The organism is Mycobacterium saskatchewanense, assembly GCF_010729105.1.
GTDB classification, from domain to species: domain Bacteria; phylum Actinomycetota; class Actinomycetes; order Mycobacteriales; family Mycobacteriaceae; genus Mycobacterium; species Mycobacterium saskatchewanense.
Window position 1 is genome coordinate 4,360,958 of the sequence record NZ_AP022573.1, and the last position, 19,857, is coordinate 4,380,814.

A 19,857-nucleotide genomic window follows, 5' to 3' on the forward strand; every position below is an offset into this window, starting at 1 on the left:
GGACCTATGGCTAAGACCGACTCCGGGATCGACTCCGTGACCGATCCGCTGGCGTCGTCGATTGCTTCCGTGCTGAGGGTGCCCCTGGTGGAACTTTATGCGCTGTTGTGGCGGGTCGGCGTCGTGGATGTTCGGCGGGACGGTCGGGCGCGTCCGGCAGCCGTCGCGGCGTGTCCGAACTGCTCATCCGTTCCGACACCCGGTTCGCAACGCCGATCGCGACCGTCGCCGCAGCCGCGGTCCCCAGGGCCTGCGCCCACCCGACCGGACCGAGCGGCGTACAGCCGAGCAACTGGCTGACCACCGGGATGCTGATGATCGTCCCCATCGCCGCGAGCGAGCCCCCGGCGGTGAGCACCACCAGCGGGGCGCGCGACTCCAGCAGCGTCTGACCCAGCTCGGCGCCGACCAGCGCGACCAGCGCCACCGTGGAGGCGCGCTGCGGGCGCCCGGTGACGCTCGCCATCGTCCAGGCCGCGGTCGTCGCGGCGGCGGTGGTAACGCCCCGGATCGCCACGGCGCGCCACAGCTCCGGCTGGTCCGGGCCGCGCTTGGCGGGGTCGACCGGGCCGCTGGGCTTGCTCACCGCCAGGGCGGCGGCGGGCAGCGCGTCGGTCATCATGTTGACGAGCAGCAGCTGCCGCGTGTTCAGCGGTGACGTGCCGGTGACAGCGCTGCCGATGATCGCGAACAACACCTCGCCGGCGTTGCCGCCGAGCAGCACCGACACCGCGGACTGCACCCGCTGCCACAGCTGACGCCCTTCGATGATGGCGTGCAGCAGGCCCTCGATGCGGGCGTCGACCAGCACCACGTCGGCCGCCATGTGGGCCGGGTCGCTGCCGCCGGCGACGACGCCGATGCCGACGGTGGCGGCCCGGATGGCGGCGGCGTCGTTGGAGCCGTCGCCGACCATCGCGCACAGCACGCCGGCGGCCTCGAGCGTCTGTACGACCTGGACCTTGTTCTCGGGCGTCATGCGGGCGAAGATGACCCGCTCGGTCACGACGCGTTCCTGGTCCTTACGCGACAGGGCGTCCCACTCGGCGCCACTGATCACCTGCTCGGCGGTCACCGACAGGCCCAGCTCGCCGGCGATGGCCTTCGCGGTGATCGGGTGGTCGCCGGTGATCAGCTTGACTCCCACGCCCTGTTCCCGAAGGTTCGCGAGCAGCTCGGCGGCCTCGGGCCGGGGGGTGTCGGACAAACCGAGGAACCCGGCCAGGGTCAGCCCGTCGCCGGCGAACTCCGCGATGGCGTCGGGGTCGTCGCCGATGGCCCGCGCCTCCTGCGGGCTGAGCTCGCGCCGCGCCACCGCGATCACGCGCAGCCCGTCGGCGGCGAGCCCGCCGACGGTCTCGTCCATCGTCGGGTCGGCGTCCGCGCAGGCGGCCAGCACCACCTCGGGCGCCCCTTTGACGGTCAGCTCGCGATCGGTGACCGAGGCGGAGAACGACCTGCCGGACCGGAAGGGCAGGTGGGCCCTGACCTGCCCGGTCTCCGGGACCGGTTCCGGTGCCACGGCCCGGGCGGCCTCGACGATCGCGGCGTCGGTGGCATGCACGTGCGGGTCGCCGTTCGACGCCGGCGCGGCGTGGGCGGCGCAGCGCAGCACCTCGTCGCGGGAATGGCCGGAAGCCGGGTGGACCTGCGCCACCCGCAGGCGGTTCTGGCTGAGGGTTCCGGTCTTGTCGAAGCACACCACGTCGATGCGGCCGAGCGCCTCCACCGAACGTGGGACGCGGACCAGGGCGCCGAATTTCGTCAGCCGGCGCGCCGACGCCGCCTGCGCCAGCGTCGCCACCAGCGGCATGCCCTCGGGCACCGCGGCGACGGCGATCGCGATGCCGCTGGCCACCGCCTGGCGCAGGGTCGAGCCGCGCAGCAGTCCTAGCGCGCCGACGAGGCCCCCGCCGGTCATGCTGACGGGAAAGGCCCGGTTCGTGAGCTGGCTGAGCTGGTGCTGCAGGCCGATGTCCGAGGAGCTGTCGGCCGACACCAGTTCGGCGGCCCGGCGTTCCTGCGTGTCGGCGCCGACGGCGGTCACCACCGCCAGCGCGGTGCCCGCCACCAGGGTGGTGCCCGCATAAACCATGCACCGGCGCTCGGCGAGGTCGGCGCCGGGCGTGGCCTCGACCTGCTTCTCCACCGACAGCGACTCGCCGGTCAGCGTGGACTCGTCGACCTCGACGTCGACCTCCTCGAGGATGCGGGCGTCGGCCGGCACCACCTCGTGGGTCCGCACCTCGATGATGTCGCCGGGCTCGAGCTGCGCGGCCAGGACGTCGGTATAGACCCGCTCCCCGTCGGTGCCGGAGGTCACCTTCCGGGCGGGCGGGATCTGTTGCGCGAGAAGGATGTTCAGTCGGTTCTCGGCGCGCAGCCGCTGGCTGGCCGCCAGCATCGAGTTCCCGGCCAGCACCGAGAAGACCAGCACCGCGTCGACGGGCGAGCCCAGCACCGCGCTGGCCGCCGACCCCAGCGCCAGCACGGGCGTCAGCGGGTCGCTCAGCTCCGCGCCGACGGCCTTGACGAACTGCCACAACGCATTCTCGGCCGGTTGGCCGAACTGCGCGGTCTCCCGGGTCGCCGGCAGCCGCGCGCCCGTCGCGAGCGTTCTCTGCACCTGGTCGGGTGACATGGCGTGCCATTCGTGCACGGCGGCGGGCCGCGGCGAGTCCGCGCCGACGATGCCGCGCGCCAACAGGTAACCCGAGAACAGGCCCGCGGCCGCGCCGGTGGTGACCGGGCCGCGCCCGACGCCGCGGACACCGGGGATCATCAGCAGTGAACCCATGGCCGTTGCGCCGGCGGATATCTCGACGCCGCGCCGCGCGGCGGCCCTGGCCGCCGGCAGCGCGTGCAACACCCGCCAGGCCGCCGCCAGATCGGGCAGGAGCAGGTCCGCGGACCACAGCGGCGGCCCGGAACCGGGCTGCGGCAGCACGCCGAGCGCGACGTCAGCCGACCAGATCGCCTGCGCCGCAGCCGATGACAGCACCGCCACGACGCGGCCGGCCTCGCGCAGCTCGGCGACCGCCTGGGCGAGGGCGCCGTCGACGGACCGGCCGGCCGGCCGGATGTCGTCGAACGCGGCCCGCAGCTCGCCGAGCGAATCCGCTTCCACGGACACCAGCTCGGCTTGGGTGTGGCGCGCCTCGGCGACCACGGCCGACGCCAACGGGTCGTGGGCGAGGGCGAAGAGTGCCTCCACCGTCACGTCCGGCCCGCTTGCCGATATCCCGGGGACCGGGCGCCAGCCCGGCTTCAGGCCGCTGTTCTCCAGCATCAACTGGGCGCGGTTCCACGCCGCCGGCAGGTCGCGCTCGTGGGCGCCGCGGATGCGCGCTACCCGCAGCGTGTCGCTGCACAACACGCGCGGGTCGATGACGATCGCGTCCACCCGATGCAGGTGGCGCAGCGCCTCGGGCCGCAGCGGCAGCACCCCGTGGCGGGCGGAGAGGCCCTGTCCGAGCCCGGCGGCGAAGGCCTCCGGCGTGGTGCGGTTGGCCGCCGGCGTGGTCACCAGGAGCGCGGTCGCGGCCGTCAACGGGTTGCGGCTGGTGGCGCCGACCACCGCGGCGCTGAGGGCCTGGGCCAGCGCGAAGCGACTGGCGTGGCGTTCCCGGGGGCGGCCGCGCGGCGGCTTGAGCCGGGTGAGCTCGCCGGCGCGGGGCTGGTCGGCGTATCTGGCCAGGTCCGGCTCGTACCGTTGCCACGCGCGCGCCTCGGCGCGCGCCTCGGCCGCTTTCAGCGACTGCATCAACAGCCCCACCGACAGGGAGGCCGGAGATTGCGTCACCGTTTCCGCGGCCGTCACGGCCAGCGTCATCAGGGTGTCGGTCGCCGGCCGGCCGATGCGGTCCTCGATCAGTCGGCGCAGCCAGGGCTGGTAGTCCACCGCGACGACGCCCGCCAGGGCGGCGACCGGCACGCGCGGCCACCGCAGCGCCCGGCCGGTGAGCGCGATGCCCAGTCCGGTGGCGGTGGCGGCCACCGTCACCGCCCTGGTCGCCAACACCACGCCGTCGCCCGGCAGGCTCGCCGCGGGAACCGTCACGGGCGTGAGTTCGTCCGCCGCGCAGTCCCTTTCGGCACGATCGACGATGCGGCACAGGTCGCGCAGCGAGGTGTCCGCGCCGGCGAGGCCGACGATCACGCGCGACAGGGGATAGTTCAGGCTTGCCGACGTGGTGCCGGGGTGCGCGTCGATCGCGTCGAGCACGCGGCGGCCGAGCCGGTCGTCGTCGAGGCCGCGCACCTCGATCCAGGCGCGGTCCTCGCCGCGCCAGCAGCGCCGGCTCAGCGTGGTCTCGTAGGAAAGGTCCCCCGCGATCGCCCGGGCGCCCTCGCGGACCGGGATGGCGGCGATGCCGACCAGGGTGGTGGCCGCGTTGACGCCGGTCGCGACGGCACGTACGGGCAGCGTTCGTCGTATTGAGGTGGCAATGCTCAAGCTGGCTCTGCGGGCCCTTCTAGTTGGTGCTGCGCAGTTCGGTCGTGCTACCGGCGGCGCGACGTCGGGCCGTCTTCTTCGCGGGCGCCGGCTTCGCGGCGGCCTTCGGTTGGGCCGGCTTGTCGGGCGCCGCCGCCACGGGCACGGGCTTGAGGTTTGCTTTCGCGGGCGGCTGCGCCTTGCGGGTGAGCCGTTGCAGCAAGAGCGCGCCGCCGCCGACTGCCAGCAGTATCGGCCACTCCACCAGGCCGGCCACGCCGAGCGCGCCGAACGCCACGGCGGCCGCGGGCGCCGAGTGGCTGCCGCTGCTGATCCCGCGCTTGACGCCCTCCGCCGCCCCGGTCACGCCGCCGACGACTCCGTTCACGGCCGCGCCACCCGCCGCGCCGGCCGCCGCGGTGGTCGCGGTCGCCGCCCGGTTCACCGCCTGACCAACTCCCCGGACCGCCCCGCCGATGACACTCATGATGACTCCCTGGCTATTGATGCTCTTGCGGCACGTGAATAATGTGAAAGCCTGCCACGTTGTGTACCCGCAGACAACGCGAGTACGCATCTTATTTCCCCTGCGTTAACCCGCACAGGCCCTATTCGCGCCGGATGTCGACGAACACGGGCGCGTGATCGCTGGGCGCCTTGCCCTTGCGTTCGTCGCGGATGATCTGCGCGTCGGTCACCCGCCCGGCCAGGGCCGGCGAGGCGAGGATGAAGTCGATCCGCATGCCCTGCCTCTTCGGGAACCGTAGCTGCGTGTAATCCCAATACGTGTAAACCCCCGGACCGGGCGCGAAAGGCCTTACCACATCCGCGAATTGGGCGTCGACGATGTCGTTGAACGCGCGGCGCTCCGGTGCCGAGACGTGGGTGGCGCCGGCATAGAACTCGGGGCTCCAGACGTCCTCGTCCGTCGGGGCGATGTTCCAGTCGCCGACCAGCGCGATCTGTGCCGCGGGATCGTCGCGCAGCCAACCGGAGGCGGTATCACGCAGTGCCGCAAGCCATTCGAGCTTGTAGGTGTAATGCGGGTCACCGAGCGCCCGGCCGTTGGGCACGTACAGGCTCCACACCCGGATGCCGGCGCAGGTGGCGCCCAGCGCGCGCGCCTCGGCCGTGGCGGCCACGTCCGGCTTGCTGCTCCAGGTGGGCTGCCCCTCGAAGCCGATCTGCACGTCCTCGAGCCCGACCCGCGAGGCGATCGCGACGCCGTTCCACTGGTTGAACCCGACGTGGGCCACCTCGTAGCCGAGCTCGAACAGGGGCAGGGTGGGGAACTGGCCGTCGGAACACTTGGTCTCCTGCATGGCGAGCACGTCCACGTCGGCGCGGGACAGCCAGTCGACGACGCGGGGCAGCCGGGTGCGGATCGAGTTGACGTTCCAGGTGGCCAGGCGGAGCTTGGGGGCGGCGTCGGCCATGGCTAGACGGTATCCCAGCCACCGGGCCTGGCCGGGAAGTAACGGCGGCGGTGGTGCGGCCGGAAGCCCAGCGCCGGGGTGGGCGCGTCATCGCCGTCGACAACGAGGTAACCCCGCGTGGCCCCACGCTCCGCGCCCCAGGCCAGCAGGGCCGCGCACAACGCGGACGCGGCCCCGTCGTCGGTGGCCCGCAGCCCCGAGAGTCCGACCCAGCGGGTGCCGTCGGTCGCCTCGGTCACCGCCGCCCGCGCGGACGCCCCGTCCGGATGCGCGCCGGACACCGCCTCGCCGTCGCAGGCGTCACCCGGCCGGGCCGACAGTGCGACGGCGGCGTCCGTCCGGCCTACGGTCCCCACGTCACGCACCAGCACGCGTTCGGTGCGCTCGCTCGCCGCCCCGGGCGATACGGGCAAGAGGCGGTCGGGAACGGCCAGCCGCGGCGTCAGGCCGCGCCGGTCGTACCACGCGACGATCGCCGGCATCGAGCCGAGCGAAGCGGAGATCTCAAGCGGCAGGGCGGAATTCGTCGCCAACCCCGCTCCGGGCGCGGCGCGTAGCAGCCAGCCGTCCAGCCAGGCCCGCTCGGCACCGGGGGAGGCCGCCGCGGCCGCGTGCTCGAGGGCACGGATGTCGGAGGTGCGCACCGGCGCGTCGGTCAGCACCCGAAGGGCCGCCGCGTCCGCGGGCGCGAACTCGACGACGGCGCCCGTCTTGGTCCCCACCCGCACAACGGGGCCGACCTCCAGCAGGTGCCCGACCGCGTCGGTGAGCGGCGGAACCGATCCCGCCGGGCGGCGGTAGCGCACCGCCACCCGCGTGCCAAGCGGCGGCCACGCAATCATCAGTGCCCGAACGGGTCCGGGTCCTCGCCCGGCAACCAGGACAGGCCGGGAACGCCCCAGCCGTGCCCTTTGACCGCACGTTTCGCGCTGCGCGCGTACCGGCCGATGAGGCGGTCGAGGTAGAGGAAGCCGTCCAGGTGCCCGGTCTCGTGCTGCAGCATCCGCGCGAACAGGCCGGTCCCCTCGATGTCGACCGGCTTGCCCTCGGCGTCGAGCCCGGTGACCCGCGCCCACTGCGCCCGCCCGGTGGGGAACGACTCGCCCGGAACCGACAGGCAGCCCTCCTCGTCGACGCCCGGGTCGGGCATGGTCTCGGGGATCTCGGAGGTCTCGAGGACCGGGTTGATGACGACACCGCGGCGGCGGTTGGCCATCCCGCGGTCGTCGGCGCAGTCGTAGACGAACACCCGCACCCCGTGGCCGATCTGGTTGGCGGCCAACCCGACGCCGTGCGCGGCATCCATGGTGTCGTACATGGTTTCGATCAGCTCGGCCAGGCCTGCCGGCAGCGATCCGTCGGCGCCGACCGGCACCGGCGTCGTCGGGGTGTGCAACACCGGATCGCCCACGATGCGGATGGGTACGACTGCCATGGTCGGCTAAGGTACCGCACGACGCGCGGGTCTTGATGACGGCTTGAGGGTTCGCGGCGTGATTCAATAAGCGCCGAAACATGCCCCTAGGTAAGTCAAATCAAGTCGAGCAGTTCGAGAATCTCCGGAAGGGTCCAGGGGAAGCGATATGGACAGCGCCATGGCGCGGGTAAATCGAGCGGGGGACGACGCTGAGATCGCCGATGGGCTCACCCGCCGCGAACACGACATCCTGGCGTTCGAGCGGCAGTGGTGGAAGTACGCCGGGGTCAAGGAAGACGCCATCAAAGAGCTGTTCTCGATGTCGGCGACGCGCTACTACCAGGTGCTGAACGCGCTCGTGGATCGGCCCGAGGCGCTGGCGGCCGATCCCATGCTGGTGAAGCGCTTGCGGCGGCTGCGTGCGAGCCGCCAGAAGGCGCGGGCGGCCCGCCGGCTCGGCTTCGAGGTCACCTGACTAGCTACAGTGGGGCTCGATGAAAGAGCGAGTTCCCGACTCCACGGGTCTTCCGCTGCGGGCGATGGTGATGGTGCTGCTGTTTTTGGGCGTCATCTTCCTGCTGCTCGGGTGGCAGGCCCTGAGCTCGTCGGGGAAGTCTGACGACGATTCGTCGTCCGCGTCCAGCGTCAGCCCCAGCTCGTCGCAAACGTCGACCAGCGCCAAGCCGGCGGCCGCCAACCAGGCCGAGGTGCGCGTCTACAACATCTCCTCGAAGGAGGGGGTGGCCGCGCGCACCAAGGACCAGCTCACGTCGGCGGGCTTCAAGGTCACCGACGTCGGGAACCTGTCGCTGTCCGACGTCTCGACCACCACGGTGTACTTCACCGACGCCGAGGGTGAACACGCCACCGCCGACGCCGTCGGCCAGCTGCTGCAGGCGCCCGTCCAGCCGCGCATCCCGGCACTGAACAACCAGCCGCCCGGCGTCATCGTCCTGGTTGCCGGCTGAGGCTCGCCCCGCGCGTTAGGCTTCCGCTATGCCTAGGCCCGACGGTCGTCACATCCTGCTCGCACTCTCCGCGGCCACCTGCGTCGCGGCGGTAGCCGCATGCTCGTCGCCCCAGCACGCGTCGACGAGCCCCGGCACCACGCCGGCGGTGTGGACGGGCTCGGCCGCCCCGTCGGCGGCCGTGGGGCCCGAGGCCGCCCAGCCCGCCGCGCAGGGCCTGATGGCGCGGCTGCGAGGCCCCGACGGGGTCGAGGTCGCCGCCGCCAAGTTCGACTTCGGCAACGGTTATGCCACCATCACGATCGCGACGAGCGGCCCCGGCCGCCTCGGGCCCGGGTTGCACGGCGTGCACATCCACAAGGTCGGCAAGTGCGAGGCCAATTCGGTCGGCCCCACCGGCGGCGCTCCCGGCGATTTCCTTTCCGCCGGCGACCATTTCCAGGCGTCGGGGCACACGGGCGAGCCGGCCAGCGGTGACCTGAGCTCCCTGCAGGTTCGCAAGGACGGCACGGGCGAGCTGGTCACCAGCACCGACGCGTTCGCGATGGAAGACCTGCTCACCGGCGAGAAGACCGCGATCATCATCCACGCCGGCGCCGACAACGCCGCGCCGACACCCGACGGGATGACCATGACCACCGGTGACCCCGGCAAGCGGGTGGCGTGCGGTGTTATCGGTGCGGGCTAGCGGCCGCGGCACCCGGATCGATTTCGCGCCCTCCCCGCGGCCGACCATCGGTGTCGAGTGGGAGTTCGCGCTCGTCGACGCGCATACCCGCGACCTGAGCAACGAGGCCACCGCGGTGATCGCCGAGATCGGCGAAAGCCCGCACGTGCACAAGGAATTGCTGCGCAACACCGTCGAGATCGTCACCGGCGTCTGTAATAGCGCAGGGGAGGCGATCGAGGACCTGCGCGGCACGCTGGGGCCGGCCCGGCGCATCGTCCGCGACCGCGGCATGGAGTTGTTCTCGGCGGGCACCCACCCCTTCGCGCGGTGGTCCACGCAGAAACTCACCGACGCGCCCCGCTACGCCGAGCTGATCAAGCGGACCCAGTGGTGGGGCCGCCAGATGCTGATCTGGGGCGTGCATGTGCATGTCGGGATCTCCTCGGCGAACAAGGTGATGCCGATCATGTCGTCGCTGCTGAAGTACTACCCGCACCTGTTGGCGCTGTCGGCGTCGTCGCCGTGGTGGGGCGGTGAGGACACCGGCTACGCCAGCAACCGGGCGATGATGTTCCAGCAGCTGCCCACCGCGGGGCTGCCGTTCCAGTTCGAGACCTGGACGGAGTTCGAGGGCTTCGTATACGACCAGAAGAAGACCGGCATCATCGATCACATGAACGAAATCCGTTGGGACATCCGGCCATCGCCGCATCTGGGCACGCTCGAGGTGCGGGTCTGCGACGGGGTGTCCAACCTGCGCGAGCTCGGGGCGCTGGTCGCGTTGACGCACTGCCTGGTGGTCGACCTGGACCACCGGCTCGACGCCGGCGAGACGCTGCCGACCATGCCGCCGTGGCACGTTCAGGAGAACAAGTGGCGCGCCGCGCGCTACGGGCTCGACGCGGTGATCATCCTGGACGCCGACAGCAACGAGCGACTGGTGACCGAGGACCTCGCCGACGTGCTGACCCGGTTGGAGCCGGTTGCCAAGTCCCTCGACTGCGTCGACGAGCTCGCCGCGGTGGCCGACATCCCGCGCGCCGGCGCGTCCTACCAGCGGCAGCGGCGGGTGGCCGAGGAGCACGACGGCGACCTGCGCGCGGTGGTCGACGCGCTGGTGGGTGAGTTGGAGATCTGATGCTGAATCCCATTGAGCTGCCGATGTTTCCGCTGGAGACGGCGATGCTGCCCGACGAGGACCTGCCGTTGCGGATCTTCGAGCCACGCTACGGCGCGCTGGTGCGGCACTGCACCGAGAACGGCGACCCGTTCGGCGTGGTGCTGATCGCCAGCGGCCGCGAGGTCGGCGGCGGCGATTCGCGCTGCGACGTCGGCGTCGTCTCGCGGATCGTCGAGTCGGTCGACCAGGGCGGTGGCCGGTACACGTTGCGCTGCCGGACCGGGGAGCGGATCCGGGTGGCGGAATGGCTGCCCGACGATCCCTACCCGCGGGCACTGGTGTCGCTGTGGCCCGACGAGCCGGGCGGGGCGGTGAGCCGGGCGCAGCTGCGCGACGTCCAGGATCGGGTGATGGCCCTGTTCGAGCGGATCGCGCAGGCGCGCGGCGCGGTGCTGCCCGACCGGGACGTGCTGCTGGGCCGCGACCTTGGCCGGGATGCCGGCCAACGCCTCTTCGAGCTTGCCTCCCGGATCCCGATCGGCACCGCCGACCGCTATTCGGTGCTGGCGGCCCCGACGGCCGCCGGCCGGCTGGCCGCGCTCAGCGAGGCCGTGAACGCGGTGGCCGACATCGTGGAGTTTCAGCTGTCCGAATGAGCACTGACGTGACGGTGGAAGTCGACGAGGGTGTCGCCGTGCTCACCCTCAACCGCCCCGAGCAGCGCAACGCCTACACCGCCGACATGGGCGCGCTGCTCGGCCGCGCCTACCGCGAGTGCGACGATGACGACGACGTCCGCGCCATCGTGGTCACGGGCTCGGGCTCCGCCTTCTGCGTCGGCGCCGACTTCTCCGGCGGTGCCGCACCGTTCGACGCCCCGGAGGACGGCGACGCGTTCTCGGCCTCGCCGATTGACCCGGCCGCCTTCGAACTGCGCAAACCGGTGATCGCCGCGCTCAACGGCCACGCCATCGGGATCGGCCTGACCATCGCACTGCAGGCCGACATTCGCATCGTCGCCGTGGACGCCAAATACGGTGTGGTGCAGGTGCGTCGCGGCGTGATCCCCGACTGCATGTCGCACTGGACCCTGACGCACCTGACCAACCTTGGCGTGGCCGCCGACGTGCTGCTGACCGGACGGACGTTCACCGGGGCCGAGGCCGCCGCGCTGGGGATCGCCAACCGGGCACTGCCCGCCGACCAGGTGCTCGCCCACGCGCTGGACACGGCCCGCGACATCGCCGTCAACGTGGCGCCGATGTCGGCGGCGTTGTGCAAGCGGCTGTTGTGGGACAGCGCAATTCACGGCTACACCCCGCGACAGGTCGCCGGGCTGGAGACGCAGCTGCACCACCGGGTAATGGGCAGCGAGGATGCGCGCGAAGGTGTGGCCGCGTTCGTCGACAAGCGGGCCCCGCGGTTCAGCGGGCGCGTTTCGAGCGACTGGACGGCTTTACCGGATCCTCAGCCGGAACCGTGAGCAGCTCGGCGAGCGCGACCCCGAGGTTGTGCAGGTTGGTCGGCAGCGAGTAGGTCCCGTCGAGCGTCCAGTTGAGGATGCCGCCGGAGAGTGCGCCAACGATGATGTCGGCCAACGTTTCCGGGTCGTGGCCCGCGGTGACTTCGCCGCGCGAGACGCCCTCTTTGATGAGTTCGGCGAACGTCTCGTGCAGGTTGAATCCGCGCTGAATGCCGTAGCCGGTGGTGGCCATCATCTCGCCGATCAGCTCGCGGTACGTGTCACCGGAGGAGACCAGCGTGGTGCCGATGTCGTCGAAGACCCCGATCAGCCGCGCCGGGATCGGCTCGCCGGCGCGGTCGAACACGACGTCGTGCAGATTGACCAGCCGCCGCTCGGCAAGCGCGCGGATCATGTCGCCGCGGGTGGCGAAGTGGTTGAAGAACGTCCGGTTCGCCACGTCGGCTTGTTCGCAGATTTCCTCGATGGTAGTGGCCGCGACGCCCTTGCTCAGAAACAGGTCGAAGGCGGCGACGAGGATTTTCTCCCGCATCTCCAGCTTGCGCCGTTCGACCCTGTTCACGTCAGCAGTCTATTGCGCGCACAACTGCTCGCAGAGCGTCCAGAACTCCGTTGCGCGTTGCTCGTCGCGGGCATACGGCGCGACCGCGTCGTCGACCGCGCAGTCCTGCAGGTACAACCCGCCCCGGCCGTCCAGCTCCGGGCTGACCGCGGCCCACACCTGGGTGGCCGCGCCGTGTTCGGGCATGACGAAGTCGAGATGTCCGTCGGTCCGCTCGCCGCGTGTGGTCCCGCTGGCGACGACGAGCTTGCGCAGCTGCGAAAAGTCCTCGCGGGACATGTAGCGGGCCAGCGATGTCGCCACGGTGCCGGGGTGCACGGCGAAGGCGCGCACCCCCACGTCGCGCAGGCGCCGGTCGGCTTCCACCGCGTGCAGGATGTTCGCCGTCTTGGACGCGCCGTAGGCGACGAACTTGTCGTAGTCGCGGCGCTCCCAGTTGGGATCGGCGAAATCGACGTCGCCCATGATGTGGCCGCCGGAGGACAGGATGACCAGCCGGGCACCGTGGGCGGCGGTCAGCTGCGGGATGAGCAGCCGGGTGAGTTCGAAGTGGCCGAAATGATTTGTTCCGATTTGTATTTCGAATCCGTCGCGGGTGCGGCTGAACGGGGTGAACATGACGCCGGCGTTGTTCATCAGCACGTGGATCACCGGTGCCATGCCGGCGATCGCGGCGGCCGCCGCGCGCACGCTGGACAGCGCGGTGAGGTCGAGTGGCACCGTCGAGGTGCGGGCGCCGGGAACTTCGTCGGCTACCCACTGGGCCGCCTCGGCCAGGGCGTCGCGATTGCGGGCCGCCAGGATGACGTGTGCGCCCGCGGCAGCCAGGGCGCGGGCCGACTCGCGGCCCAGCCCGGACGAGGCGCCGGTGATCACACATGTCTTGCCGGACAGGTCGATTCCCTCGACGACCTGCAACGCGCTGCGGGGTCCGGTCATGCCCGTGCGAGCTGCCACAGCGGAACGACGACGTCGGGGTCGCATTCCTCGTCGACGATCCACTTGCACATCCGACGGATCGGCTCGATGGCGTCCTGCGGCATCGCGATGGCCACGCTGCACGCATAGCCCAGGCTGGTAAGCCGCTGGGCGCCGAAGAGCGGCAACGTGTTTCGCAGCTGACGCTTGAGGGACTCGGGGTAGATGCCGATGGTCTGCGTGTAGGCGTTGACCGCGGCGGTCACCTTGTCGATGTTGTCCACCGGCACGATGTTAGCGACCCGTCCCGAGAGCATCGGCGAATAGTCAACCGGCTCATCGATTTGCGAGACGACGATGGCGCCCTCGCGGCGCTCTCCGCCGATCACGCGGTAGAAGTCGTCGGCCATCCGCGACGACTCGACGTGGTCGAGCAGCTCGCGGTTGGGGTACCGCGCCGGGGTGCTGATGAACGTGGGCAGCGACACCAGCTCCTGGTAGATCATTTCGCCCAGGCGATTCGCGTTGGCCACACCCGCGGGGTCGGTCCCGCTGAGTACGTAGATGACCCGGGCGTTGGCGCACCCCTCCTGGTTGGCCACACCGATGTCGACGGCGGCGCGGCGGGCCACCTCGCGCATGGTGTCGGAGTCGGCGAACGCCTCGGCGCCGATGATCGTCGCGCTGCGCTTCGGGTCGAGAGCGATGAGTTCCAGGCCCGGCTGGATGTAGCGGGTGACGTGCTTGACCGACGCCAGTCCGCCCCACGCCACGATCTTCTCGATGTGCTGGGGCTGGTAGAGCTTCTCTTCGACTTCGAGGTCGCCGCCCTTCCAGTACCCGACGGCCAGATGCTTGGTGATCGGGTGGTTCGGCGCCACGTCGGCCAGGGTGCGGGCGATGGCGATCGCGGTGAGCGGATCGTTGGACGGTGCCTTGATGATGACGTCGGATCGGGTGATCACCGATCGCAGGATCGTCACCGCCGAGACGAGGCCGCCGTTGCCCGCCGGGATGTGCAGCACCCGGGACCCGAACGCGCGCACCCGCAGTTCGCGTCCGTCGTGCAACGTGTGCGGCACCCAGCCGTTGAGGTAGTCGAGCCCGACCTGGGTTTCGGCGATTTCGAGGACGTTGTTGCGGGAGAACAGCGGCCGCAGCACCAGATAACTGTTGCGCATCATCTCCGCGGGCAGCACGTTGGCAATCATCGAGGCCTCGTAGGCCTCCTGCAGGTGCCGGTTCGTCTCGAAATCCAGTGCGTCACCGAGGGCTTCGAGCACGTCGAGGATGTCGTCGAAGCTCAGCTCGTAGAGGTCGCTCAGCTGCGCCGGGCTGCGCAACGGCAGCCGATCGACATACTTGGCCATGTCGGGCGCGGCGAATTGTGAAGCGCCGATGCGGGTGTCGAACGGCACCAGGTCGTCGGTGATGACCTCGCCCCGCAGGAACAGCGGGACGGTGTATGCGATCACAGGTCGACGCCCTTCATGAAGTTCACCGCCTCGTTGTGCACCTCATGTGTTGCGGCGCAGGTGATCCGGTCGTCCTCCACACCCCGCTTCTCGCTGTAGCGCATGATGTCGTGCTCGAAGGCGACGCTGGCCTGCCCGCACGGGCACTGCAGGTCCCAGTCGATCGTCACCTCGTCGCCGGAGATGACGCCGCCCCAGTGCGCGCGCAGCAGGATGTCGTAGACGGCCGCGCGGCCCGTCTGCACACCGGTGCGCGGAAGCGGCTCGCTGGTGTCGGGATCGAGCACGAACGGTATGACCCACGGCGCGACGTGGTAGCGGCCCTCGCTGCACCCCCAGTGAAACGTGCTCGACTCGGAGAAGCCGTAGCCGACCTGGATGCGGTCGACCCCGAGGAATTCCTTGATGACATCCATGAAATCGTCAGGCAGCACAACGCCTTTCATGCCACCGCCGGTGAGGATCGCCGAGTCGGGGGCAAAGACGTCGCGCACGCCGCGGTCCAGGCCGGCCCTGGCGATGTCGTACATCTGGCCGAAGGCGCTGGTCATGAACACCCGCTTGCCGCGCAGCTGCTCGGAAAGCCGGGTGAAGAACTCCTCGACGTCCTGGGCCTGGCGCGCCTGCATGGCGATGAACTCGTCCTTGCGGGCGGCCAGCGCGGGGTCGATCTCCAGCCGGTCCAGCTCGCCGCGCGACGCCGCGGCGCGCATCTTGGAGGCGAGAAACATCAGGTCGGTATCGACCGCGCCCGGGTAGAGCGCGTGAAACCTGCTTTCGTCGCCGCCGGTGAAGCCGCGCTTGAGCATGTTGGCGATGCGCAGGTGGCCCAGCTTGCCGCTGGCGAAATTCGGCCACACCACGTCCACCACCGGGTTGAGTTCGGCATCGGTCGGTTCGTGGCCGAATGTCTGGAATAGGCAGATCTTCCACAGCGTCATGCCTTGTTCGGCGCCGCGTTTGTCCTTGGGCAGGATCGAGATGGTGCCGGTGGTACCGCTGGAGGTGATCACCTCCAGCGGGGTCTGCGCGTCGAGCCGGTCGATCCAGTCGTCGATCCCGGTGCACCCGGCGGTGTCCACGTGGGACAGGTCGTAGCTGGTGAGCTTGTCGAGCCACCTGGTCATCAGATCGAAGCGCTTCCTGTCGATGAGTACCGGCGGATACGACTTGAAAGCTGTATGTGAAAAGAGCAGCGGCGCAACGTCGTTGAATTCTACGAGCGCCTTGACGCCAAGCCTGTCGGCCAGCTTGCGCAGCATCTCGATGCTGTCGTAGTGCTCCCGGAAACGGATGCCCATCGCCTCGCGCTGCAGTTCTTCGAGCTCCCCGCGGTCGATGCTGTGCATCCGCGTATAGGACTGTGCGAAGAAGCCGATCGGGTCGTTCATGAACTCACTCACCGGCCGCGCTGCCGTGACTGTCATCGGATGCCTCGCTTCATCGCCGGGCCGGTCCGCCTCACGATAGCGGTCAGTGCAGTCACAGGCAATAGTGCAGTCAACTGCAAGGACGGAGACGCGAGTGGACGTCCCGGATCGGCGCGTCGGCGCGGGCGGTGCTACAGAGCTTTGGCGAACGCGCGCAGCGAGTCCACCTGCCCCGGATCGAGCGAGGGCCGAACGACTTTGCGCGCGGACGCGAGGTCGGCGGCCGTCACGTCGGTGGCGTCGATCGACCGGCGCATCGCGGTCAGGGCGGCCTCGCGCAGCAGCGCCACGCAGTCGGCGGCGCTGTAGCCGTCCAGCTCGGCGGCCACCTCGTCGAGGTCGACGTCGGCGCTCAGCGGGACGGATTTGCCCGCGGTGCGCAGGATTTCGCGGCGCGCCGCGGCGTCGGGCGGCTCGACGAACACCAGCCGCTCCAGCCGACCGGGGCGCAGCAGCGCGGGATCGATCAGGTCGGGCCGGTTGGTCGCGCCCAGCACGACCACGTCGCGCAGCGGGTTGACGCCGTCGAGCTCGGTCAACAGCGAGGCCACCACCCGGTCGCTCACGCCGGAGTCGAAGCTCTGGCCGCGGCGCGGCGCCAGCGCGTCCACCTCGTCGAGAAACACCAGCGAAGGAGCGGAATCCCTTGCGCGCCGGAACAGCTCGCGCACGGCGCGCTCGCTGCTGCCCACCCACTTGTCCATCAGCTCCGAGCCCTTGACGGCGTGCACGCTGAGCTGCCCCGTGCTGGCCAGGGCGCGGACCACGAACGTCTTCCCGCAGCCCGGCGGCCCGTAGAGCAGCACGCCGCGCGGCGGCTCGACACCCAGCCGGGCGAACGTGTCGGGATGCTGCAGCGGCCACAGCACCGCCTCGGTCAGCGCCTGCCGCGCCTCGACCATGTCACCGACATCGGCGAGCGTCACGTTGCCGACCGTCACCTCCGCGCTCGCGGAGCGGGACAGCGGGCGGATCACGGTCAGCGCGCCGAGCAGGTCCTCCTGGCTCAGCTCGGGCGGTCTGCCGTCGGCGCTGGCCCGCGACGCCGCCCGCAGCGCGGCCTCCCGGATCAGGGCCGCCAGGTCGGCGACGACGAAACCCGGTGTGCGACTGGCGATCTCGGCGAGGTCCAGGTCGCCGACCGGCACCGGCTTCAGCAGCGACTCCAGCAGCGCCTTGCGTGTGCCGGCGTCGGGCAGCGGCAGGCTCAGCTCCCGGTCGCACAGGTCGGGGGCGCGTAGGCGGGCGTCGAGCTGGTCGGGGCGGGCCGAGGTGGCGATCAGCGCGACGCCCTCCGTGGCCACGGCGGTGCGCAGCTCGCCCAGGATCAGGGCGGCCACCGGTTCGGGGGTGGCCGGCAACAGGGCGTCGACGTCGGTGATCAACAGCACGCCGCCACCGCTGCGCACCGCCGCGACCGCCGCGGCCACGGCGCGCAACCGCTCCTCGGCGTTCAGGGCGCCGACCTCCGGCCCGTCGACCTTGACGAGCCTGCGGCCGTCGCACACCGCGCGCACCAGCGTCACCTTGCCCACCCCGGCAGGGCCCGATACCAGCACCCCGAGGTTCGCGCCGGCGCCCAGCGTTCTGAGCAGGTGCGGTTCGTCAAGCGCGAGCTTCAGCCATTCGGCGAGCTTGGCGGCCTGCGGCTGGGAGCCCTTGAGCTCCTCGACGACGGTTTCCGGGCTCGCGGTGTCGACCAGCTCCTGCGACGGCGCCGGGGCGCCGACCGGCACGCCCGCACCCCACGTGACCAGCGAGTTCGGCTGCACGCTGACCGGCCCTGTGGGGTCGACGCCGGTGACCGTCAGCAGTTCCGAGGTCCAGCTGATGCCCACCGAGGCGGCCAGCGCAGCGGCGGCCGTCCGGCCGCCAGGAGATGTCGACGTGCCCGGGCCGAGGTCGCGGGGGAGCAGCGACACGGCGTCGCCGACGGTGAGCACCTTGCCCAGCAGGGCTTGCCGCAGGGTCATCGGCGAGATCGACCTGGCGGCCAGCGACGATCCAGACAACGTCACCGACCGCGCGCCGTACACCGTGACCGGGCCGACGAGCACCGGCATATCCTCGCGCAGCCCGGCGTTGGACAGCGTCACGTCGTCGAGCAGCGCGGTGCCGACCGGGGACTCGGGGCCGGTCAGCCCGACCACGGCGGCGGTGGTGCGCGACCCGGTCAGCGACACGGCGTCCCACTCCCGGATGCCGAGGGCGGCGACGACGTTGGGATGGAGGCGGACGACGCCGCGGCGGGAGTCGACGGCGGACGTGTTCAGCCGTGCGGTCAAGGTCAGTTGCCGGGCCGCGCCGGGCGTCATGGCACGCGCCCGCCCGGTTTGCGCAGCCCCAGCCGGGTCACCGATCGGCGGTTGGGGTGCGCCCGGCGGTTGGCGCGCCGCGCCGCGCGGCGCTGCTCCGGTTTGTCCGTCCAGGACTCCGGGTGGGCGGCGAGCCAGCGCTGGTTGCGGACCGCGAACGGCACGTGGCACAGGTAGGCGACGATGATCACCCAGATCAACAGGTAGGGGGCCAGCACCGCGGCCGCCGCCGCGATCGCCAGCAGCGCCAGCAGCGGGGCGGCCCAGTTCGGCGGCACCGCGGCGGCGTGCATCTTGCGCATCGGGATCTTGCTGATCATCAGCATCGACGTCCCGGTGATCCAGATGCACAGGAACGTCGTCGACGTCCACCAGCCCGGCCCGAACTGCAGCTTGAGGCCGATGAGGCCGATCATCGACACCGCGCCCGCCGGCGCGGGCATCCCGACGAAGAACTCGTGCGTGTAGGCGGGCTGCCTGCCGTCGTCCTGCAGCGCGTTGAAGCGGGCCAGCCGCAGGACCACGCACACCGCGTACAGCAGCACCACGATCCACCCGGCCGGCGACTGGGCGAACAGCGTCAGGTACAGCACGATCGCGGGCGTCACGCCGAAGTTCACCGCATCGGCCAGCGAGTCGATCTCCTCGCCCATCCGGGACTGCGCGTCCAGGATCCGGGCCACCCGGCCGTCGAGGCCGTCGAGGATGGCGGCGGCGGCGATCAGCGCCATCGCGGCCTTGGGCTGATGCTCGAGCGCGAACTTGATCGACGTCAGGCCCGCGCAGATGGACAGCACGGTCATCGCGCTGGGCAGGATCTGCAGGTTGACCGACCGCCTGGCGCGGGGCTTGCTGATCATGGCAGGACGGCCAGCACGGTCTCGCCCGCGAGCGTGCGCTGCCCCACCTGCACCACCGGTTCGGCGCCGGCCGGCAGGTACGTGTCCAGCCGGGAGCCGAACCGGATCAGGCCGTAGGTGTCGCCGATCGACAGTTTGTCCCCCCGCCGCGCGTCGCACACGATGCGGCGGGCCAGCAACCCCGCGATCTGCACCGCCACCACCTCGGCGCCGTTCACGGCCCGGATCCGCAGGCTGGTGCGCTCGTTGTCGGTGCTGGCGGCGGCGAGGTCGGCCGACCCGAACCGGCCGGGCCGGTGCTGCACGTCGATCACCTCGCCGCTCACCGGCGCCCGCTGCACGTGGGCGTCCAGCAGTGAAAGGAAGATGCTGACGCGCGGCAGCGGCGTGTCCGGCATGCCGAGTTCGCCGGGCGGGGCGGCCGTGTCGATCACGCACACCACGCCGTCGGCCGGCGCCACCACGACGCCGGGCCGCGACGGCGGCACCCGCGGAGGATGACGGAAGAAACCGGCGCAGGCGCCGGCGGCCAGCAGGCCGGCGCGGCGCACCCACCGGTGGCGGTGCCCGGCCAGGGCCACCCCCAGGCCGGCGGCGACGAACGGCCGCCCGGCCGGGTGGACCGGCGGGACGGCGGAGCGCACCAGCTCCAGCACGTGCTGCGGGCTGAAAGCCGGGTCCTGCGCGGTCGGACCGATCGTGCGGGGGCGTCGTGCCACGCGGCCATCTTACGAAAGGCGCGGGATTCGCCGCGGGCCGCAGCGGGAA

Annotated in this window: 18 protein-coding genes and 1 pseudogene; 7 read left to right on the forward strand and 12 right to left on the reverse strand. The window is 71.2% G+C overall.

From position 1 onward, the window contains the following. Positions 1 to 6 precede the first annotated feature (6 nt). A complete protein-coding gene (locus G6N56_RS29875; protein WP_264020610.1) occupies positions 7 to 300 on the forward strand; it encodes an Rv1535 domain-containing protein in 294 nt (97 codons plus the stop codon). Here the strand turns inward: G6N56_RS29875 and G6N56_RS29650 are convergent. The 5 genes and pseudogenes from G6N56_RS29650 to G6N56_RS20530 all read right to left on the reverse strand — a co-directional run. Then, positions 272 to 3,832 (reverse strand): annotated as a pseudogene (locus G6N56_RS29650) (cation-translocating P-type ATPase); the annotation flags it as partial. The gene G6N56_RS29875 and the pseudogene G6N56_RS29650 sit on opposite strands and share 29 nt — an antisense overlap. A gap of 643 nt (positions 3,833 to 4,475) precedes the next feature. Next, positions 4,476 to 4,922 (reverse strand): hypothetical protein, encoded by a 447-nt coding sequence (locus tag G6N56_RS20515; protein WP_085258776.1) that lies wholly within the window; start codon positions 4,920 to 4,922, stop codon positions 4,476 to 4,478. A gap of 121 nt (positions 4,923 to 5,043) precedes the next feature. Next, positions 5,044 to 5,871, reverse strand: a complete 828-nt coding sequence (locus G6N56_RS20520) for an exodeoxyribonuclease III (protein WP_085258775.1) — start codon at positions 5,869 to 5,871, stop codon at positions 5,044 to 5,046. A 2-nt stretch (positions 5,872 to 5,873) separates the two neighbouring features. Further along, positions 5,874 to 6,713: a GNAT family N-acetyltransferase, cg3035/Rv0428c family gene (locus G6N56_RS20525; RefSeq protein ID WP_085258774.1), complete on the reverse strand. Its 840-nt coding sequence runs from the start codon at positions 6,711 to 6,713 to the stop codon at positions 5,874 to 5,876. Beyond that, on the reverse strand, positions 6,713 to 7,306 hold the full coding sequence (locus tag G6N56_RS20530; RefSeq protein WP_085258773.1) for a peptide deformylase: 594 nt from the start codon (positions 7,304 to 7,306) through the stop codon (positions 6,713 to 6,715). Before G6N56_RS20530 ends, G6N56_RS20525 begins: the two co-directional genes overlap by 1 nt. Before the next feature lie 148 nt (positions 7,307 to 7,454). Between G6N56_RS20530 and G6N56_RS20535 the strand changes: the two genes are divergently transcribed. Genes G6N56_RS20535 through G6N56_RS20560 form a run of 6 tightly spaced genes read left to right on the forward strand, consistent with a single transcriptional unit; the run spans position 7,455 to position 11,529 of the window. Further along, entirely contained in the window at positions 7,455 to 7,763 is a 309-nt protein-coding gene (locus G6N56_RS20535; RefSeq protein WP_085258772.1) for a nucleoid-associated protein NapA, read from the forward strand. A gap of 19 nt (positions 7,764 to 7,782) precedes the next feature. Beyond that, the gene (locus tag G6N56_RS20540; protein WP_085258771.1) at positions 7,783 to 8,256 is read left to right on the forward strand and encodes a LytR C-terminal domain-containing protein; all 474 of its coding nucleotides are present in this window, start codon (positions 7,783 to 7,785) and stop codon (positions 8,254 to 8,256) included. Positions 8,257 to 8,284: 28 nt separating this feature from the next. Further along, the gene (gene sodC / locus G6N56_RS20545) at positions 8,285 to 8,944 is read left to right on the forward strand and encodes a superoxide dismutase[Cu-Zn] (RefSeq protein ID WP_085258770.1); all 660 of its coding nucleotides are present in this window, start codon (positions 8,285 to 8,287) and stop codon (positions 8,942 to 8,944) included. Then, a complete protein-coding gene (locus G6N56_RS20550; protein WP_142280877.1) occupies positions 8,934 to 10,064 on the forward strand; it encodes a glutamate--cysteine ligase in 1,131 nt (376 codons plus the stop codon). Before sodC ends, G6N56_RS20550 begins: the two co-directional genes overlap by 11 nt. Beyond that, the gene (locus tag G6N56_RS20555; RefSeq protein WP_085258768.1) at positions 10,064 to 10,702 is read left to right on the forward strand and encodes an LON peptidase substrate-binding domain-containing protein; all 639 of its coding nucleotides are present in this window, start codon (positions 10,064 to 10,066) and stop codon (positions 10,700 to 10,702) included. Before G6N56_RS20550 ends, G6N56_RS20555 begins: the two co-directional genes overlap by 1 nt. Further along, complete coding sequence (locus G6N56_RS20560) at positions 10,699 to 11,529, forward strand: enoyl-CoA hydratase-related protein (protein ID WP_085258767.1); 831 nt, start codon at positions 10,699 to 10,701, stop codon at positions 11,527 to 11,529. The genes G6N56_RS20555 and G6N56_RS20560 overlap by 4 nt, the downstream gene beginning before the upstream one ends. On the opposite strand, the gene G6N56_RS20565 is transcribed toward G6N56_RS20560, so the two are convergent. The 7 genes from G6N56_RS20565 to G6N56_RS20595 all read right to left on the reverse strand — a co-directional run bounded on the left by G6N56_RS20565 (position 11,471) and on the right by G6N56_RS20595 (position 19,808). Further along, positions 11,471 to 12,091, reverse strand: a complete 621-nt coding sequence (locus G6N56_RS20565) for a TetR/AcrR family transcriptional regulator (RefSeq protein ID WP_085258766.1) — start codon at positions 12,089 to 12,091, stop codon at positions 11,471 to 11,473. The two genes, G6N56_RS20560 and G6N56_RS20565, sit on opposite strands and share 59 nt — an antisense overlap. A gap of 9 nt (positions 12,092 to 12,100) precedes the next feature. Continuing rightward, complete coding sequence (locus G6N56_RS20570) at positions 12,101 to 13,030, reverse strand: SDR family NAD(P)-dependent oxidoreductase (RefSeq protein ID WP_085258765.1); 930 nt, start codon at positions 13,028 to 13,030, stop codon at positions 12,101 to 12,103. Next, positions 13,027 to 14,484, reverse strand: a complete 1,458-nt coding sequence (locus G6N56_RS20575) for an acyl-CoA reductase (protein WP_085258764.1) — start codon at positions 14,482 to 14,484, stop codon at positions 13,027 to 13,029. Before G6N56_RS20575 ends, G6N56_RS20570 begins: the two co-directional genes overlap by 4 nt. Then, positions 14,481 to 15,911: a long-chain-fatty-acid--protein ligase gene (locus G6N56_RS20580; RefSeq protein ID WP_085258763.1), complete on the reverse strand. Its 1,431-nt coding sequence runs from the start codon at positions 15,909 to 15,911 to the stop codon at positions 14,481 to 14,483. The genes G6N56_RS20575 and G6N56_RS20580 overlap by 4 nt, the downstream gene beginning before the upstream one ends. 134 nt (positions 15,912 to 16,045) lie before the next feature. Continuing rightward, on the reverse strand, positions 16,046 to 18,229 hold the full coding sequence (locus tag G6N56_RS20585; protein WP_085258762.1) for an AAA family ATPase: 2,184 nt from the start codon (positions 18,227 to 18,229) through the stop codon (positions 16,046 to 16,048). Then, a complete protein-coding gene (pssA, locus tag G6N56_RS20590; protein WP_085258761.1) occupies positions 18,226 to 19,089 on the reverse strand; it encodes a CDP-diacylglycerol--serine O-phosphatidyltransferase in 864 nt (287 codons plus the stop codon). Before pssA ends, G6N56_RS20585 begins: the two co-directional genes overlap by 4 nt. Continuing rightward, entirely contained in the window at positions 19,086 to 19,808 is a 723-nt protein-coding gene (locus G6N56_RS20595) for a phosphatidylserine decarboxylase (protein WP_085258760.1), read from the reverse strand. Before G6N56_RS20595 ends, pssA begins: the two co-directional genes overlap by 4 nt. Positions 19,809 to 19,857 lie beyond the last annotated feature (49 nt).

Excerpts from the sequence above, each read along its gene's own strand:
- pssA (WP_085258761.1), bottom strand. The coding sequence starts at position 19,089 with ATGATCAGCAAGCCCCGCGCCAGGCGGTCGGTCAACCTGCAGATCCTG.
- G6N56_RS20585 (WP_085258762.1), bottom strand. The coding sequence starts at position 18,229 with ATGACGCCCGGCGCGGCCCGGCAACTGACCTTGACCGCACGGCTGAAC.
- G6N56_RS20520 (WP_085258775.1), bottom strand. The coding sequence starts at position 5,871 with ATGGCCGACGCCGCCCCCAAGCTCCGCCTGGCCACCTGGAACGTCAAC.
- G6N56_RS20555 (WP_085258768.1), top strand. The coding sequence starts at position 10,064 with ATGCTGAATCCCATTGAGCTGCCGATGTTTCCGCTGGAGACGGCGATG.
- G6N56_RS20530 (WP_085258773.1), bottom strand. The coding sequence starts at position 7,306 with ATGGCAGTCGTACCCATCCGCATCGTGGGCGATCCGGTGTTGCACACC.
- G6N56_RS20535 (WP_085258772.1), top strand. The coding sequence starts at position 7,455 with ATGGACAGCGCCATGGCGCGGGTAAATCGAGCGGGGGACGACGCTGAG.
- G6N56_RS29875 (WP_264020610.1), top strand. The coding sequence starts at position 7 with ATGGCTAAGACCGACTCCGGGATCGACTCCGTGACCGATCCGCTGGCG.
- sodC (WP_085258770.1), top strand. The coding sequence starts at position 8,285 with ATGCCTAGGCCCGACGGTCGTCACATCCTGCTCGCACTCTCCGCGGCC.
- G6N56_RS20515 (WP_085258776.1), bottom strand. The coding sequence starts at position 4,922 with ATGAGTGTCATCGGCGGGGCGGTCCGGGGAGTTGGTCAGGCGGTGAAC.
- G6N56_RS20580 (WP_085258763.1), bottom strand. The coding sequence starts at position 15,911 with ATGACAGTCACGGCAGCGCGGCCGGTGAGTGAGTTCATGAACGACCCG.
- G6N56_RS20560 (WP_085258767.1), top strand. The coding sequence starts at position 10,699 with ATGAGCACTGACGTGACGGTGGAAGTCGACGAGGGTGTCGCCGTGCTC.
- G6N56_RS20525 (WP_085258774.1), bottom strand. The coding sequence starts at position 6,713 with ATGATTGCGTGGCCGCCGCTTGGCACGCGGGTGGCGGTGCGCTACCGC.
- G6N56_RS20570 (WP_085258765.1), bottom strand. The coding sequence starts at position 13,030 with ATGACCGGACCCCGCAGCGCGTTGCAGGTCGTCGAGGGAATCGACCTG.
- G6N56_RS20540 (WP_085258771.1), top strand. The coding sequence starts at position 7,783 with ATGAAAGAGCGAGTTCCCGACTCCACGGGTCTTCCGCTGCGGGCGATG.